The organism is Paenibacillus sp. FSL R7-0340 (assembly GCF_038002205.1).
GTDB classification, from domain to species: Bacteria; Bacillota; Bacilli; order Paenibacillales; family Paenibacillaceae; genus Paenibacillus; species Paenibacillus polymyxa_B.
On record NZ_JBBOBY010000001.1, the window covers coordinates 3,892,198 to 3,910,346 of the forward strand.

Sequence of the window (18,149 nt, forward strand, 5' to 3'; positions counted from 1 at the left end):
GGATTGTTCTTTTGATCGCTGGTGCTTCTTCAGAACAATATTCCGTCTCTGTAGTTCTTTTTTTTCTATTATGCTTTAAGAAAGTTAAGCGTCTGTTTACCGATTATTTGAATACCCCGTTCGATATTTTCATCTGTTACTCGTGAAAACCCAAGCCGCAATGTATTCGTCCCTTCGCCTTCTTGAATAAAAAACTTGTCTCCCGGTGTGAAAATGACGCCCTGTTCTGTGCAAGCTTCTAGCAACTTGCGTGTATTTACGCCTGTCGGGAAGGTAAGGAACAAATGCAAGCCTCCGTCACCAGACACCTGCGCCTCAGGAAGATGTGCTTCACAGCATGCCTTTGTCAGCTCATATTTGCGCTTATACTCTGTACGTGCTTTTTTTACATGTTTATCGAAATTTCCGTTAAGCATATATTGGTATAAAATCGATTGATCGATTGTTGAGGTATGAATGGTGCGCGCACGCTTAATGCTTTCCAGAGTGTCAATCAGTGCTCGGTCTCCAAGCACCCAGCCTACACGCAAGCCAGGGAACAGCACCTTGGAGAAGCTGCCAATATAGATTACTCCGTTCCCTTGGCCTGCTGTCGCTATTAAGGGCGCAACATGCGCTCCCGAGTAGCGTAGCTCCTCATTGAATCCATCCTCGATCACCGGAATCTGATAGCGCATCATTAATTTCATAACAGCGCTACGCTTTGCTGGCGACATGACGATGCCTGTCGGATTATGATAGGAAGGAGTCAAATAGGCCAAATCGAAGCTATTGGTCTGTAATACCTCCTCTAGCCGCTCTACATCAATACCGTCACACTTCATCGGAATGCCGGTAATCTCAAATCCTTGCAACTTCAAATTTTTGATCGCTGTGTGATGGGTCGGATTTTCACAAATTGCCGCTCCACGGCGTGCAGAAGGGCGTAAAGCCGACAGCACAATGTCAAAGCCTTCTGTAAACCCGCCTGTAATCAGCATATCCTTGCCAATTATATCGACGCCTTTGTTCTCCATATAATGCATCAGGTAATCAATCAGCGGCTTGTAGCCCTTGGCATAGCCGTAGTTGAGCAGCACCTGCCCTTCGATTGCCATCCGATCCATAAAAGCTCGCCTTACATCCCCCAGATCAAACAGCTGCTCATCCGGAGCGATGCTTGTGAACGAGATAGTTCCCTTTTGGGCACGAATGCCCTGCTTCATCATATCCAGATCAACAGCCGATACAGCATACTCGTTCATTCTTGCCTTCCAGTCGATCTCCCAGGTGGCAGAACCGTCAGATCCTCCGTTATCTACGGCCGACTGGCCCACCATGGCGGCCACATAACTACCCTTTCCGGGAATCGCATACGTAAACCCGTCATCCTCCAAGCCTTCATAGGCTGCAATGACTGTATTGCGGCTCACCTTAAGCAGAACGCTCATTTCTCGTGTGGAAGGTAGCTTCTGATCCGCCTGAAGCGCCCCTTTTATAATTAAACGATTGACGTATTCTTTTACTTGTATCGAGACCGGCCGGTCACTTACGAGCTTGAAATCCTGGAACATCCTTCATCCCCTCCCCCTATAATGATGGCATACAAGACGAGTGAAAAAAAAGAACCACCGCACTGGATTTTTCATCCTTCGGTGGTTCTTCCTCATTTTATCCCCTGTACGCACTCATATTCTTGCCTCATTCCCCCGCATCATTGCCTCTCATCGCGCCCATTGCGAGCATTGTACATATCACAAAGATCGTTTCACTTCGATTTTATTTTCTTCCTTCTGCGGCTGAAGCCCTGAGAACTATGCAAAGCATACCAGTCAAACAAAACCATATGCCGTAACGACTGACCGTGAATCCTGCCGCATCGTCAATTGTCACATGGAGTGCGCCTATTTCTTTCTTGAGGACGTCCTCCATTCATCATATTTCAATCCACGCACTCATATAGAGTGCGACGTCTGATAGCTAAGATACTGTCATTTTCGCAAATATTTCAATCCACGCACTCATATAGAGTGCGACCGGACGGTAACATAACCTACTCCCGTTCGGCGTCGATTTCAATCCACGCACTCATATAGAGTGCGACTGGTGATTTACGTAGTATTACCGCGTTCAGAATCATTTCAATCCACGCACTCATATAGAGTGCGACCTGAAATCATTAACGGGTACCCTAATCAGCAAATGAATTTCAATCCACGCACTCATATAGAGTGCGACGTTAATCGGTGGAACGTATAGATACGAAAATTTATTTCAATCCACGCACTCATATAGAGTGCGACCCCGACAATCAAACAACCAAAGCCCGCCGCCAAATTTCAATCCACGCACTCATATAGAGTGCGACTGTGTTCAAAACATGGTATATTGTGTTCAAGAGAATTTCAATCCACGCACTCATATAGAGTGCGACAACTTCGGATTTACAATAAATCCGTGGAGATAAAATTTCAATCCACGCACTCATATAGAGTGCGACAAAGCTGTCCGCCCCAGGCTCCTGCAAGTGTGGGATTTCAATCCACGCACTCATATAGAGTGCGACGTCATGCGTAGTCTGTGCAACTACTTGTGGAGCTTATTTCAATCCACGCACTCATATAGAGTGCGACAGCGAAAATGCAGTAATTGATTATCTAATGATATCATTTCCATGCATTTTCGAAAAAAGCAATGTCTAAAAGGCTTAAATTAACCATTGACTTTTTCTCACTGATAGCATTTTCTATACTTTTCGACAAATTCCGAGGTGCGAAGGACCCGGGGTTTTCATGTGAGCTTCACATTCGCACCTTATAAAATCAGTGAGCTTTCCATATTGGAAGCTTCCTTAGCCCCTATATGCTCTTCTTCTTTTTATAACTATCACCCAAATTGTAGAAATGCAGGCTAAGTTCTCTTTCGTCTATTAATTCTTCTAGTTCATACTTTAAACGTCTAAATTGGGCAAATCCAAAATACATTCAAATAGAGATACATAATCCTATCCTGTTTCATTGTACCATGCCTTCATTACGATTTTCCTTATATCATCGTTTCATCATGACAGCCCATTTTCTTTTTTTGTAAAATCCTTTATCTAATCATTTTCTTGTTAATCAAAAACAGGACAAAACAGCCGGCATACGCCTCGAAACTCTTTCATCATATCCAGTGTCAAGGAGGCTCATCCCGGATAACCTACATTAGCATCCAAGCCGACGGCTTCCAGTGCTGATTTCATATCGTTGGGCAGCAGTGTATAGGCAAAAGATAACAAAGCATTCACATGATCTAACGGCAGGCACTTATGGCGTCCATGGAAGTAAAAATCAATTTTTCACTACAAAATCAGTTCATCCCAAACGGAATTGTACTGAACCGCCTCCCTCCCCTCCAAACAGCGTAAAATCACCAGCTCCTTCACTTCTCTGTGATGCCATGCGTTCATGATGACAGGACATTGGTCAGATTTAATTCTGCCTGGATGATAATATAATCCAGTTTTCATATAAATACCTCAATAGTCCCTGTTTATATCATCATCATACGAGATTGAATGTACATCATAAGTGCTGGTAAACAAGGAAAGTTTAACGCAGGAAGTTATCCCCCTGGAACCAGTGAGTCAGGTTACGTATAAGAATTCGAATTCATCCCTCACATCCGTAACTGATACTACGTATAAAAATAATAGGTATAAAGATTCAACGGGGCAGTTATATACTTTACCCGTATTACAGCCTAAACCAGCGTGTATGGGAAATCACTCATTAACACCAATGGATTTTAGCACTAACTCCGCGAGCTTTCCTGAATGTCGAGACCTGAGAAACGGGCCGTATCGTTCGGTATGGTCACATATAGGGTTTGCATGGGCTAGTACACGGGTTCATTTACCAAGTGCTAGAGAGATTCGTGATAATAATAGTGGTTATAATGGAAGCACAGGATTTATCTATATGGGTGGTTGGAGTAACACCAATATGGCGGTTGATGTTGGTTTGCAGCATAGTACAAAATATAATGACTGGGCTACTTTTATGCTTATTGAAGGTGTGAAGAACCCTTATACTTTTAAGCCACGTTTTGAACCCGATCAGGAAGTACAAATGAAATTTCATGTTCCTTCTGACGGTAACATTGCCTTGACTGTAACAGGTTATGCAGACGGTGAAAAGATAAGTAGGAGCTATGTCGAGCCGGCCCCAGGTTGGACTGCTACTGGCAACGGTAACCTTATCAAAAGAACGACAAGTATAGGGCAGATACAAGATCGACAAGACTATAATGATGGATCTTACATTAGAAGAGTTCGTTGGGCCACATCCTATATCGGTTCAAATTCAGAAGATAATATCCCTTGGCGTAACAGTCAAACCTATGATTATTGTTCTATGCCACGGAGTAAAGTTGAAGTGGATTACGTGCATGGAGGAGAGGAAACAGACAGTATATTTTTAGACTGAATTTTTATGAGAGGGGCTGCTTCACCCCTCTCTTTTAAGGAGGAAATTTTGTGGGAAAGATGTTGTTCAGAATTATGCTTATAGGTGCATTGTTTTTTTGCTTTTCTCAACCCTATACAGGAAAAATGTCAGCTCAGAGTATAGCTCCAAGCTCTCCATTTTTGAAGATTAACAATTACTATGTCTTGTTCACAGCTCCTAAAGCACCTTATATTGATCAGAATAATCGCTATATGGTGCCTTTGAGATCCATTAATGATTTGTTGGGGGGACAGACTACGTTTAACCCAACTTCTAATACGGCCACAATTAAGTTTGGAACACACAAGGTTGAGTTTAAAATGAACTCCACTGAGATTGTTACCGACTCGAGCACGTCCGTGATGGATACCGTCCCTGTGCTTTATAAAAATGCGATGTTTGTCCCTTTAGGGGTACTTACTAAGCACTTAGACATACACCAGGAATGGGATCAGCAAAATAAACTGTATTCCCTATCAGGGAAAGAATTAATGAAGACACCTATGATGGAGAATGTAGAAGATTTGGATCATTTTAGAGAACATGTTGATAATGAAAATGCATTTCAGTTATTATCGTACAAATTGGCCATGGGAGAAAAAATTCATCTGGCCATTACAGCTAAGAATATGACAGGGAAAAAGATTAGTGAGGGCATTGAAGATTTAAATACCACTTTTATTTTTTCTGACGATAGCACGGCCGGGGAAAATAGAAATCGTAAAAGACCCAATATAGATAAGGATGAAATTGTAACTCGCGAATATGACATAGATTATGTGAAAACAATTGAGAATAATAAAATTATCAAACATGAGCTGTCGTATATTCTCTTTAAGGGAAGAACGCTAAAACCATAGAATCCCTTATGTGAAATGGTACTGTTTTCCTTGCAGATGGGTCGTAGGGTGTGAATTGAGTTAAAAGTAAAGCTGATCCAAGAAGGGATCAGCTTTACTTTTGCCATTCTAATTATGTAGCCATACAGAGGCTTTCATTCTCCTCCTCTTATCAAGGCTACTGAAATAAAAAATGACAAAAAATATTATAATATGGAAACTTTTTGCTGAATAACAACGTCTATATAGTTGATCGTTGATTTATAAAAAATTCCATAGGAGGAACAAACATTGAGAAAAGTGAAATGGAAAACGAAATTGATTATCACTTCAATGACATTTGTTTTATCTTTAATGGCAGCAACAGTAAGCGCTGACACTGGAGCCGCGCATATTAAAATTGGTTCTATATCAGGTGGGGCAAGTAATATCTCCTATTGGTACGATTCATCTCTTTCAACATACGGCCAAACTGGTGCTGTAGACAATGCGAGAAGTAAGTGGGATGCAACATCATCTAGAATTGGATGGAGTTCTGGAAGTTCCTCAAGTGCAAAATTAAAAGTTTATGCCGGGAATTACTCACTTCCTGGAGGTACTTACGGATCAACCTCTTACTTTCTTTCTAACGGACAGCAAGTTGACGCTGGAGCCATAACAAATGGGTCAAATTATGATGTGGCTAGAGTTGTATTAGATGCAGGCTGGACAAGCGGCTGGTCACAATCAGAAAGATTTATGAATGCTGGTCACGAACTTGGTCATGTACTTGGCTTAAACCACTTTCAAAATGCTCCTGCTCATGCAGGAGAACATTGGATGAAATCAGGTAGATATGCTCTCTCATCACCTACATCAACAGATACTTCACATGTGGTTAAGAAATGGGGGAATTAAACATGAGGAAAAAACTGGTATTGACGGTCGCTGCTTCTCTAGCACTTGGGATGGGGATTTTCTCCTATTCATATTCAAATAGTGCGGCAATAAGTAAGCAAGCCCAACATAATGCTAATCTAATTGCTATGAAAGACCCTTCATCTATATTACGTACAGGTGAAATTGAAGCCAACCATGCAATTTTCACAAATGCAGATGATGCGGAAGCTCAATCTGATGCTGTAGTTAAAGTCATTGCAACCGGAGAAAGCAAAAATGTCATTGAAAATTTTGATTGGGGGCCTTCAGGTAGAACAGAAACTAAGGTCAAAGTAACTAAAGTATATAAAGATTCCATAAAAAAGGAAATCGGTTCTGAGCTTGTAGCATTCGAGCCTACCTATGTGATCCAAGACAAACAGGGCAGTATTAGAATGAATTATGAAGATTACACACCAATGCAAGAAGGGAAGGAATACATCTTATTTTTAGTATGGAGTGAGCCGCTTGGTGGATATTGGATTAATGCTTTAGAACAAGGAAAGCATGATTTGTCTGGGACTGATGCAGAAGAAAAAACATTACAAGCTACTAATAATCAGTATAATGAGCTGAAGAAAAGTGTATTAGAAAAATATAAATAATGACTGGCAGGTAATAACTTATATGTGCCTTTTCGGACAAATTAACTCACTCAATAAAAACACGCCGTCCTGCTACTAAATTCCTTGGCGGGATGTACTGGCTCTAAGGTGGCTGCTCTTCCCCCCTTAGAGCCACGCAAAATGGTACTGTTTTCGGTGCTAATAGGTCCTAGGGCTGTGAATTGAGTATAATTATGTAGCCATACAGAAGTTTTCATTCTCTCCTCCTCTCCTCTATCAAGTCCAGTTCGTTCAACTCCAGTGCCGCATTTGTCTCAATTACTCCCACATTCCTTCTTCATCCATTGTACTGTGACGTTCCCATCTTATTACGTATTTCGAATACTCTAGTATCATTGAAGCAAGCAGCTGTGTTTTTTCGCCATACGTTAGTTTGTATTGTTCTGAGATTTTCATTAGAAGAGATTGAACACCTGCCTCAAAAGCGTCATTGTCTTCTTCCTTACTCCAAAAAGTAGCGATAATGCGCCGGAGCCAATACAAAACCTCCTTATGAAATATACTACGTCTCCAACACGCACCCATATAGAGTGCGACTTTAGCTTCTACTGTTAATTCTTCAAGTCCTAGCAAATTTCAATCCGCGCACTCCATACAGAGTGCGACGTCAATTAAAGTGACGATATCCCCAGTACCGATATTATTTCAATCCACGCACTCCATACAGAGTGCGACCTCCTGAAAATTTTGCGTAATCCTTCCCCATATCATCTCAATCCACGCACTCCATACAGAGTGCGACTCCAAGTCCAATAAGTAACAGCAGCACCACAACAAACTATTTCAATCCACGCACTCCATACAGAGTGCGACTCAGGGATGGCGCTTAGGGATGGAGTCACCGTCCTATTTCAATCCACGCACTCCATACAGAGTGCGACGCTGAGCGCAAAAAACGCATAGAGCGTAGATCAATTATTTCAATCCACGCACTCCATACAGAGTGCGACGGCAAAGGTACACGGTCAGCGTAATAAGGAGGTTTGGATTTCAATCCACGCACTCCATACAGAGTGCGACCTCAATTTTTCGGCAGGAACGAACTGCACCTAAAGATTTCAATCCACGCACTCCATACAGAGTGCGACCCTTCTTAAAGCTTTCAACTATCGAAAACCAGTTGCGATTTCAATCCACGCACTCCATACAGAGTGCGACTTATACCTAACGTGTACGGCCTCCACTTCAAGTTATTTCAATCCACGCACTCCATACAGAGTGCGACCGACGGCGAATGATAATGAGTGGAGTGACGCTGGCATTTCAATCCACGCACTCCATACAGAGTGCGACTTGAAAAACGCCTCGTCGCTATTGTTGTCTGACAGGTATTTCAATCCACGCACTCCATACAGAGTGCGACGGATGATAGTCGTAATGGTGGTGCGGTACAGTACATTTCAATCCACGCACTCCATACAGAGTGCGACCGAAATCGGGACGTCGCCGTGCTCACAGCAATGGGATTTCAATCCACGCACTCCATACAGAGTGCGACCATTTTCTTTGGCTTATCCACATCAACGCTATCTATAATTTCAATCCACGCACTCCATACAGAGTGCGACCCGATATCCTGCACCACGGTGTCGTAGGGCTTTAACTATTTCAATCCACGCACTCCATACAGAGTGCGACGGCGCCTTCTGCTTGGCGGTGTAGAACTGGATTCTCATTTCAATCCACGCACTCCATACAGAGTGCGACTCGTTTATGTCGATTTGAGTCTATATAATGAAGGTATTTCAATCCACGCACTCCATACAGAGTGCGACTTATTCCTCTCCTTGCCCTTTAGGGGCTATATTATTATTTCAATCCACGCACTCCATACAGAGTGCGACAATGGTTACGATCAAGATATCAACAAGGTTATGGATATTTCAATCCACGCACTCCATACAGAGTGCGACTTGACAGTAAAAAGATACGAACGGGACGACTGACGATTTCAATCCACGCACTCCATACAGAGTGCGACCAGGTTCTTTAAAGTCTGCGACAATTCAACCATAGTATTTCAATCCACGCACTCCATACAGAGTGCGACCCAAAATGATATATTCACCATTCGGTTCATCAGGTGGATTTCAATCCACGCACTCCATACAGAGTGCGACGCCAGGCAGCAAGCGGCGTTTGAAGGATAAAGAATTTCAATCCACGCACTCCATACAGAGTGCGACTGAGCAATCTTATTATGCTCTACAGCGGGCAGAGATTTCAATCCACGCACTCCATACAGAGTGCGACACGGGTTTTTCTGAGGACTTGGTAGAGTGGGAAATTTCAATCCACGCACTCCATACAGAGTGCGACAATTCTTTGACCGCATCCCCAACTTTATCTAATTGATTTCAATCCACGCACTCCATACAGAGTGCGACTCAAACGTCAGCACCGCTCAGGCGGTCAGATCAAAATTTCAATCCACGCACTCCATACAGAGTGCGACTTATAACTTTATAGATCGAGAAGTATCTATGTTTTATTTCAATCCACGCACTCCATACAGAGTGCGACTTTATGTTGGGTATATTTGCTCAATGGTACCGGGAATTTCAATCCACGCACTCCATACAGAGTGCGACAGCGAAAATGCAGGAATTCATACCCTAATGATATCAATTCCACACATTGTCGCAAAAACTGATGCCAAAAAGGCTTGAGTCAACCATTGACTTTTACTGAAGGTAACTGATTTAATTGCTTTTCGACAAATTTCGCGGTGCGAAGGATCCGGGGTTTTTATGTGAGCTTCACATTCGCACCTTACAAAATCAGTGGGCTTTCCATATCATAAGCTTCCTTTGCCCCTATATGTTCTACTTTCTTCTTGTAGTTATCTCCTAAGTTGTAGAAGCGCAAGCTGTCTTCTTTTGGGTCTATTAATTCTTCGAGTTCATACTTTAAGCTGCGGAACTGGGTCGAGTCCAAAATACATTCAAACACAGAATTTTGCACCCTTTGTCCGTGATCTACGCACTTTTTCGCAACCTTTGCCAGTCTTTTTCTACCTTCTCTGTCTACTGTACTTACATCATACGTGATCAAAATGAGCAAGTGTTCACACCTACTTCCACAAAAATGGAGGGTACTCGTCCAAATCTCCCCGAATATATCTAGCCAAGAGCAAAGCCTGTGAATAGGGCACCAGTCCCCAAGACATTTTCTCATTCAAATAAGGATGAATCATTTTTTCCTGTTTCCGTTCTTGCCATGCCTTCAGTACGATTTTCCTCGTATCATCGTCCATCATCACAGCCCCGTTTTCTTTTTTGTAAAATCCTTTCCCATGAATCAATTTTTTGTTAATCAATGTAAGGACAAAACGGTCGGCATATACTCCTCGAAGCTCTTCCATCACATCCAGTGCCAAGGAGGCTCGCCCTGGACGATCTCGATGCAGAAAACCTACATAAGCATCCAGACCGACAGCTTCCAGTGCAGATTTCATATCGTTGGATAACAATGTATAGGCAAAAGATAATAGGGCATTCACATTATCTAGCGGTGGGCGCTTATGGCGCCCATGGAAGTAAAAATCATCTTTTTGCTGCAAGATCAGATCATCCCACACGGAATTGTACTGAACTGCCGCCGTCCCCTCCAAACCGCGTAAAATGTCCAGTTCCTCCACTTCTCGGACTTGCTTCATGATCTCTGTCAAAGAAGCGGTCACCTTCTTCATGCGTTCCGTATCAATACGAAGTGGATAATCCCTCGTTGCCCGTTCCAAAATCCATTTATGGTTATATATTTTGCCTATAATCATATTTCTGGCTACAAGAGCACTTCTTCTATCATCATCGGAAATCCGGTACTGTTCTTTTCTCAGTACCACATTTCCCCGGCTTTCCCCGGTAACTCTCGCCAAGAAGCGTCCGCTTCGTGTCATAAAGGTTAGGTCTATATTGCGTGTTGCACAAGCTCCCATGAGGCCTGGACTGGCCCCTGAATAGCCAAAAGTGCAAACCGCCTCCAAATTGTGCAAAGGATACCGTGCAAGAATGGACTCTTCTTGTTTGATCACGATATTTTCCCCATCTAGTGATAAGTACGTATCTGGCATGGTCACAAATAATGTGTTTAGTAATTTTTTCATTCAGCTATCCTGCTTTCAATAAAGCTTGAAACTGATTTTTTATTCAGTATTTCGGGAACACATATGTTATGTAGTGAGCAGCTCAGGCAGTGTGGTCCCGCTTTGGCTTTAGGTGTATGATTTCGCTCAAAATAATGCCGCATTTCCTGCAAGCTTGTACGCACACGCTCGCGGTCAGCCGCCGTGATGATGACCTCTACACGGTGTTTGATCTCATCGTAATAAAAGTAGCCTTTTGAAATCTCACACACGAGCATTTCTTCAAGACACATCACTTGTGCGACCAATTGTGCATGATCCGAGTCATTTCGTTTCGGTTTGCCACGCTTGTATTCAACAGGAAAAGGAAGGTAGGTACCTTCCTCCCCTGCAAGCGGAACACCAAGGGGATCACATATGAACTCTACCACGTCACAGATTCCTGTAATTCCAAGCTCTCTGGAATGTACAGGTAACGCGCGTACGATGAGCTTATCCCCTCTTTTTTCACGAATCATGGGCTGATCGGCTTTCCTGTGCAAATGATTGCCCTCAATCGTCCGCACGTTTTCTTCCCATTGCTGCTCAATGTGAATAAGCGCCCACTGTCTTCTACAAAAATTAAAATGCTGTAAACCGGATAGCAGCAAATAATCTTCTTCGTTATAGCCCTGCATACTCTTGGACCTCTAAGCCTTCGAGCGGTTGAACCGTGCATACGTAATCCTCAAAAGACCTCGCTTCGCTCACATCTTTATTTAGCTGAATTTGTAGTGAACGATGGACTTTAGCCGAAGAATATTTCCCTAATTTGGAATTATGCTCCCACCAGTACAGATGATGAACTTCCATACTCCCATCAGGACGTGCGGAAGAGGTATCATTTTCGAACAGTGTTCTTAAAGCTTCCCGAATTTTCTCCGCATCCTCATAGGTAAATCCGGTTTTTTCCGCCAATTGTGTATTTATACTTCCATAAAAAACATAGACGCCAAAATCAACCCTGTGCTTCATCCCCATCGTATCAGAGCTTTTCTTATTAGGGTCCTTCGGGGTTACTGCGTTGACGCTCTTGGTAATTTGCATACTGGAAATATCAATAGGAGCAAGGCTTACCGCCGTATGTATAGACACAGGTCCACGAATGCCCAGGGATATATCCTCTTTGGTAAAAGCAAATACTTGCCCAAAACTTCGTACATCGATCCAGGATTTGCAGGCTGCTTGGGCGTAAAGCTCATTGTTTTGCTTTTTGCCCTTACCAAATTCCTGTACTTCCTCATTAGCGTCTACACGTTCTTTAATGCTGCGGTAAGCATCCACACGTCTCTCATCGGATTGTACAAGAATGGATTCCCCCGTATCTTGTAGACGATTACGGATTTTGCGTTTGATACATACATCGGAAATTTCACCGTAACCGTCATAATTTTGGCGCGGACGATTGCCATTCAACGGATCACCGTTCGGGTTAGCATTACGAACTGACAGTACAACGGCAAAATCAATTTTATGGTCAAGTACACTCATTTATACGATCTCTCCCTGTTCATTATTTTCCTGGTCTTGTTCGGTATCAGTTCCTATTTCCTTATCTTTCTTGCTCGTGTACAAATCGTTACGCTGGCTGTAAAATCCGAGCAGGTACAGACCGCTTAACGGTTTGTCCGTAAAATTCTCAGCTTCTAGCTGTGCACCTACCTCATCCAGCAGGCGATTGTAATATCCCGCATCGGTTCCCATTCTTGCCTGATACGGTTGAATATTCGACTGGATAATCATCCAGGTTCGACTAGGCCGCTGTGCAAAAGCATTCATATAACGAACCGCATTTGTAGCCCGTTTTTCTTCCCGACCCAGTGCCCGTCTTTCCAGTACATCCGCAATCGCCAACATCCTGCCGAACAAATAGCTGCGGTCTTTATTTTCGGTATTTAAAGCCACTTCAAAGCCCTCCCTCTCAAATGTTTTGTTTACCAATGCGCAGGTGATACTCAACGTCTTCTCCCACTCCCATTCATCCAAGCCCACTGGATTAGAGGCACGATTAACCGCACAGCGTACAATATCAAGCGGAATTTTTCGTCCGTCAATAATGCATGGAAGCATCCGTTCAATTAAACCTTTGACAATCTTATCATTCGCTCGTGGACCGTAGGCTGCAAAGGCAATATCTCTCGTTGCAGGTGCTCCAATAAAGGTAATGTTCTTGTTATCTGCACTTTTCCGATACCGATGTTGCCAGTAACAGGTTTCGTGCCAAGCTTGTAACCGATCCAGAAACATCTCCTTGTTCAGATCACGGTAATATACCATTGCCAGCCGCCCCGGTGTTGCCGCATCCAATACCATAATGATGACATTGGAGGCATAATCGCCATCATAACGATAACCGCCAATGGCGCGACGCACTTGATTAGCAAATTCCTTATGAGTACTGTCTCCTCCTGTCGGCTCTTCATCCTCATCTTGATACAGGCTGAACGTATCACCGAGCGGATCAGGCATGTCCAGACTTTCTATTCCCCACACAAGGAAAACTCTACCGTCCACAGTAATCCCTTGACGTTCGATCAGCCACTTTAAGGCATTGTGAGCCTTCTGAGATACTTCGTAGCTGACCGTCGCCGCATCGCGGCTGCTACGAAATCGTCCCCGATAGGTGAAGCCGTCAGAATCATTCGCTGAAATCAGCTTGGATTTGTCAGCGGAGTTGCGGATGCGCGAAGTATGCTTGTCTGCATAAGGCAACAGTTCACCCGACACATAACATAAGTCTTTTTCCACTAAGCTCATCTCATAAAATTGGATAAAAGATTGCTGAACAGATGGGTCACGCCATAATCTGGACTCTACCTCCCCTGGCACCTGAACCGCGAAGCGAATAAAAGCCGCACTTTGATCGGAGACAATTACTTTGAAAATATCAGGCTTTTCCCCACGCTCCGCTTCTAGTGCTGCCGTCCATTTTTCAATCAATTTGCCCTGACTGTCAATCCAGAGAACTTTGTCCCGGATCAGATCTGTTATGAGAGTTCCTTTGGCCAGATATTCATGAACGCACTTTACCTTCGAGTGCCCATAGGGAGATTCGCACCAGGAACGCAATTGCTTCATATAATCTGTGTGTGGCGTTCCTTTTACTTCGCCACAATATTGTACAAAGTCGCCTGCCACATAGACAAGCTTGTCAAAAAGTGGATACGGAACTGGAGCGCTTGTCCGACTAGCTGAGGCCTCCGTACATGGAATAATAGTGCTCCCCTCGTTTTTGTCGATAACTTTTGCTGAAAGATAGTTACCCTCCCCGTCCAGATTGACCTCTATGTGAGCGCTCTGTGTCGTATGGGATACGGGGATCAACGCGTATTCACGGTTATTTTTCTTTTTCTCAAATTGTCCGACATCACGCGTATGTTTTTCATACGTTTTATATAAATTCGCCAGCCAGCTCATTCACTTCCCCCATCCACGAACATTTCTTCGTACAGACTGTCCACATCTTGCATGTTGGCAGAACTGAACGTTTTCACTGCCCCCTCACCTGTCTTACGCACCAGTGTGCACTCCTCCGGACGAATAAAGCGGATTACACCATATTGCATTTTGGCCCTCCAAAGCCGGGTTTCCCGTTCTTTTCGACCGGTTTCATCTGGATAGCTGATCCCATGCACCATTGTGCCAAAATCAATTTCAGGAACCTCATCGTAGTCCCCCGCTCCTTCGCCGAAAACGCAGGGTTCAACGTAGCCTTGGCATTCACGCGTGCCCAGAAAAATATCTCTGCGTCCTCCGGCCTTGACCGCCCGTTTAGCAATATTATGGTGCTTATGTTCGTTGCGGTCATAAATGAGGTCTTCACGATGAAGATTGAATTCAAAATACGCACGAACCTGATAACGAACGTCTTTGAGATAAGTATAGTAAGCCAAGGTATTTCCCCCGCTATATTCAATAGGGCGAATTCCCTTTGACTCGGTCTGGATAACATTCATAACTCGAACCTCGTCTATATACCAGATCAGGGTGGGCTTCCAGTAGATGCTTTCCGCAATCCCCTTTAAGCTTTCATAACTAGGAACCTGATATGAAAATTTTTCTCCTCCAAGCTTGGTTAATGGGTCTGTGAAAAGAGCGTATCTTCCGGACACCTCAAACTCAATTTGATTCCGCATTTTTATCCCCCCTTCTTATAAAGGATCATTTATTTTTATAGAATTCACTTTTTCAGCATATACTATATTCCAAATAAATACAACCATCACTTTGCAGATTGATTGTGTTTCTCATCCTGTGCTACACTCAATGTGTCGCTGAGAAGCGTGGATTGAAAATTATATAGGATTATTTGAGTGCCCGCCTTTGGCGGGTTTTCTCTTTTAGATCATAGCCATCGACCATTCCCCTTCACCCTCTGACCCAACTCCAAATTGCCCAGAATAAGCCGTTTCCCTCAATGCCAGAACATGACCATGCAATAAAGGATATAGATCACCGTTTTTCTCCAGCTTTTTTAGCTCATAGTCATAGATATTAACGACATAGGGTTGCAGTTTCCGCAGTAGCCCACCCAGTTCCCAACTGCCCAGTTCACCATTAAACGCTAAGATTAACTCTTTTGCTTCGTCATTATAAGGTACCAATACTGATGTAGCCTTGTTACTGATAACCTCAAAATATTGCTCCGCAGTCGCTATAGATGGGCGGCTTAGAATCTCGGGATTTTTACCCCACTTTTTCTTATAAGCTCCATAATAGTCCTTGTTTGCACTCAACAATTCGAACAAATTTTTTTCCAGCTTGGAAACGGGATAATCCATTTCTTCTTTAATATTGTGATAGTAATATTCAAAATAGGCTTTCATTGCTGATGCAGATAATAAATCATAGTCGAATCGTTGCGGGTTCTGCTCAAACTCATTTAATATACGCTCTGTCTGTTCCCTGCCAATCTGAATTTCAGGCAACCTTGAAAGATTCTCGTCAGCCGATTTAATGATATACACATACCGTAGCTTATCCTTGCCATGTCGGTTACATCTACCTGCTGCCTGCGCAATAGAGTCCAGCCCAGATAGTGAGCGAACAACGCATTCAAAGCTGATATTGACTCCTGCTTCAATAAGCTGCGTACTAACACAGATGACACGCTCATTTGCCTCAAGGGCCTGTTTTAGTTCGGACAACACATCTTTACGATGGGCCGCACACATATTCGTGCTCAGATGAAATAATCTTGCGCCACCTTCTCCCAATCCCTCACGTTGGGTTAATTGGTCAAATAGCTTGCGTACAGCCATTTTTGTATTCAGAATCACAAGCAAACTATTAACTTCTTCCATTTGTTCTTGAACAAAGTCGGCCAGTTCCTCGGCTCTCCACCCCAGAGTTGTTGTACGATTCACCACTTCTACCCGTTTGAAGCTTTTGCCCACTTCATCCATATTTTCGATAATTTCGGCCTGATCGGAAAAATGAAGCTTGTGCTTTACAAAATCAAGGGCAGGTTGCGTCGCTGTACAAAGCAACAAACTGGAATCACCCATAATGTGCAAAAAATTTAGTGCCGCGTTGAATAAAGAAATACATTTCACAGGTACCGACTGAACTTCGTCAAAAATAATGACTGAATTCGACAACTGATGCAATCTTCGTACATTACGCGTACCTTTCGCATAGAAGGTATTCAGAAACTGAACCATAGTAGTGAAAACAATCGGACGATCCCAAGTATCTCTTGCTAACTTTATTTTTTTCTGATGCACGTCATAGTCTTCGTTCTCAAGCTCATCTTCTCCCTCAATTACGTTAGAGTGATGCTCCAAAATCATGTCGTCTTCCTGCAAGATACCCCTGATTTCTGCAGCATTTTGCTCAATGATTGTTGTGTAAGGGACAATGTAAATGATTCGATCTTTGTTAAAGGTCATCGCATGTTTAAGCGCATACCTCAAGCTCGCCAGTGTTTTGCCCCCGCCTGTAGGAATGGATAGCGTGTATATACCAGATGGTCGTAGTGCAAAAGCTTCACATTGCCGGGACATCTCACGTCTTAAGCGATTAATTGGCTCTTCCGAGTCACTATCGTTCTCAAGTGTCTCTAGCATGTTTGTCAAAGCATCATAGCTTCTTTTAAAAAACGAATGACTATCCAGAGGCTGCTCCGGTTCTTCACCCTCTTCAAACTGCCGGGTATTGGTTCGGTCCGCATCAATAAGGCAACTAAATATGTACTTCATAAGAAGTGAAGCAGCAATAGAAGGAAGTTTATGCTGTTTAATAAGGCCTAAATAATGTTCTAGTTCCTTCTTAGCTTCAGAAAAATATTGATCCAGCTCATGTTGTGGAACATTTTCAAAAAATTCAGATACTGTTTGCTCAAACTCTTCCAAGTCTTTGGAAACGCGTTTAAAAAAAGGAGAATTCAGTTCGGGATCAATAAAGTCCCGTAACCCTTGGTGATGTGAAATGATACAATTTCCGATCCATTCTGCGGTAACCTTGTCATGAATGGAAGAGGAATGATGATAACGGTCAAAGAGTAATTTACCACCAGCTGTTGAATGATCTACAGAACCTCTGCGTGAAGGTGCATCCGGATTAGCCACAGCTCCTTGAATATACGTTTTGAATTCGTTTGTATTTTTCCCCAAATCATGTAACCAACCCGCCAGTCCAGCCAAATGACCGACACCAATTTTCCCTCCATAATGCTCACAACTCTCTTTCACTTCCTGTAGATGATCTCTCACTGTCTGAATACGTCCGTCTTTCTGACGAATGTGAGCTATATATTTCATTTAAAGTGCCTCCTGAACCAAGTCTTATTTACTAACAAAATAACAAAAAAGGAATAAAGACTTATTTACTTTTACCTTATTTCGACTTCCAATGACAAATACCTCCTAAAAAAATCAAATTAACAGATAAATTGACTAACATAAAAAAACTTGTAGCAGCGCGGTACTATTCATAGAGAAGGAGCATGTACCGCTCTTTTATTCGTCCTCTACAAAAATTAAAAATCCCCAGAGTCTTTCCTCTGAGGATTCATAATATCTACAGGATAGAATTTAAATGTAAGACGCGAGTTTCCCTCGCTGTTATCTTGAGCTTCCTGAAGATTCTATTTGAATGCTGCCCGTTTCTTCTGTTTGAACCTCACTGAGCGGACTTTATATATATTAATCCACACTCTAATACAGAGTATGAC

14 protein-coding genes and 2 CRISPR repeat arrays are annotated in these 18,149 nt (G+C 43.0%); of the genes, 4 read left to right on the top strand and 10 right to left on the bottom strand.

Annotated features, from left to right (window positions below; genetic code table 11):
• Nucleotides 1-68: 68 nt before the first annotated feature.
• The 3 genes from MKX59_RS16970 to MKX59_RS16980 all read right to left on the bottom strand — a co-directional run bounded on the left by MKX59_RS16970 (nucleotide 69) and on the right by MKX59_RS16980 (nucleotide 3,490).
• Nucleotides 69-1,553, bottom strand: a complete 1,485-nt coding sequence (locus tag MKX59_RS16970) for an aminotransferase-like domain-containing protein (protein WP_023988281.1) — start codon at nucleotides 1,551-1,553, stop codon at nucleotides 69-71.
• A gap of 365 nt (nucleotides 1,554-1,918) precedes the next feature.
• Nucleotides 1,919-2,612: a CRISPR direct-repeat array (repeat unit 32 nt; unit sequence ATTTCAATCCACGCACTCATATAGAGTGCGAC).
• Between the two features lie 554 nt (nucleotides 2,613-3,166).
• Entirely contained in the window at nucleotides 3,167-3,268 is a 102-nt protein-coding gene (locus MKX59_RS16975; RefSeq protein ID WP_256703524.1) for a CRISPR-associated endonuclease Cas1, read from the bottom strand.
• Nucleotides 3,269-3,322: 54 nt separating this feature from the next.
• The gene (locus tag MKX59_RS16980) at nucleotides 3,323-3,490 is read right to left on the bottom strand and encodes a hypothetical protein (protein WP_256703525.1); all 168 of its coding nucleotides are present in this window, start codon (nucleotides 3,488-3,490) and stop codon (nucleotides 3,323-3,325) included.
• 451 nt (nucleotides 3,491-3,941) lie between these two features.
• Between MKX59_RS16980 and MKX59_RS16985 the strand changes: the two genes are divergently transcribed.
• The 4 genes from MKX59_RS16985 to MKX59_RS17000 all read left to right on the top strand — a co-directional run bounded on the left by MKX59_RS16985 (nucleotide 3,942) and on the right by MKX59_RS17000 (nucleotide 6,831).
• The gene (locus MKX59_RS16985) at nucleotides 3,942-4,448 is read left to right on the top strand and encodes a hypothetical protein (RefSeq protein WP_231517256.1); all 507 of its coding nucleotides are present in this window, start codon (nucleotides 3,942-3,944) and stop codon (nucleotides 4,446-4,448) included.
• A gap of 59 nt (nucleotides 4,449-4,507) precedes the next feature.
• Complete coding sequence (locus tag MKX59_RS16990) at nucleotides 4,508-5,329, top strand: copper amine oxidase N-terminal domain-containing protein (RefSeq protein ID WP_231517283.1); 822 nt, start codon at nucleotides 4,508-4,510, stop codon at nucleotides 5,327-5,329.
• 270 nt (nucleotides 5,330-5,599) lie between these two features.
• A complete protein-coding gene (locus tag MKX59_RS16995; protein ID WP_028542678.1) occupies nucleotides 5,600-6,205 on the top strand; it encodes a hypothetical protein in 606 nt (201 codons plus the stop codon).
• Nucleotides 6,206-6,207: 2 nt separating this feature from the next.
• Nucleotides 6,208-6,831, top strand: a complete 624-nt coding sequence (locus tag MKX59_RS17000) for a hypothetical protein (RefSeq protein ID WP_028542679.1) — start codon at nucleotides 6,208-6,210, stop codon at nucleotides 6,829-6,831.
• A gap of 594 nt (nucleotides 6,832-7,425) precedes the next feature.
• Nucleotides 7,426-9,443: direct repeats of the CRISPR family, unit length 33 nt; unit sequence ATTTCAATCCACGCACTCCATACAGAGTGCGAC.
• A 181-nt stretch (nucleotides 9,444-9,624) separates the two neighbouring features.
• On the opposite strand, the gene cas2 is transcribed toward MKX59_RS17000, so the two are convergent.
• From cas2 to MKX59_RS17035, 7 genes are all read right to left on the bottom strand, one after another.
• A complete protein-coding gene (gene cas2 / locus MKX59_RS17005) occupies nucleotides 9,625-9,915 on the bottom strand; it encodes a CRISPR-associated endonuclease Cas2 (RefSeq protein WP_023988276.1) in 291 nt (96 codons plus the stop codon).
• Between the two features lie 10 nt (nucleotides 9,916-9,925).
• On the bottom strand, nucleotides 9,926-10,957 hold the full coding sequence (cas1c, locus tag MKX59_RS17010) for a type I-C CRISPR-associated endonuclease Cas1c (protein ID WP_076294870.1): 1,032 nt from the start codon (nucleotides 10,955-10,957) through the stop codon (nucleotides 9,926-9,928).
• Entirely contained in the window at nucleotides 10,954-11,613 is a 660-nt protein-coding gene (gene cas4, locus MKX59_RS17015; protein WP_076264226.1) for a CRISPR-associated protein Cas4, read from the bottom strand. Before cas4 ends, cas1c begins: the two co-directional genes overlap by 4 nt.
• Nucleotides 11,600-12,466, bottom strand: a complete 867-nt coding sequence (gene cas7c, locus MKX59_RS17020; protein WP_028542682.1) for a type I-C CRISPR-associated protein Cas7/Csd2 — start codon at nucleotides 12,464-12,466, stop codon at nucleotides 11,600-11,602. The genes cas4 and cas7c overlap by 14 nt, the downstream gene beginning before the upstream one ends.
• Nucleotides 12,467-14,392: a type I-C CRISPR-associated protein Cas8c/Csd1 gene (gene cas8c, locus MKX59_RS17025; RefSeq protein WP_076264227.1), complete on the bottom strand. Its 1,926-nt coding sequence runs from the start codon at nucleotides 14,390-14,392 to the stop codon at nucleotides 12,467-12,469.
• Nucleotides 14,389-15,111 (bottom strand): type I-C CRISPR-associated protein Cas5c, encoded by a 723-nt coding sequence (gene cas5c / locus MKX59_RS17030; RefSeq protein WP_028542684.1) that lies wholly within the window; start codon nucleotides 15,109-15,111, stop codon nucleotides 14,389-14,391. Before cas5c ends, cas8c begins: the two co-directional genes overlap by 4 nt.
• A 204-nt stretch (nucleotides 15,112-15,315) precedes the next feature.
• Nucleotides 15,316-17,736: a CRISPR-associated helicase/endonuclease Cas3 gene (locus MKX59_RS17035; protein WP_076264228.1), complete on the bottom strand. Its 2,421-nt coding sequence runs from the start codon at nucleotides 17,734-17,736 to the stop codon at nucleotides 15,316-15,318.
• Between the last annotated feature and the right edge of the window lie 413 nt (nucleotides 17,737-18,149).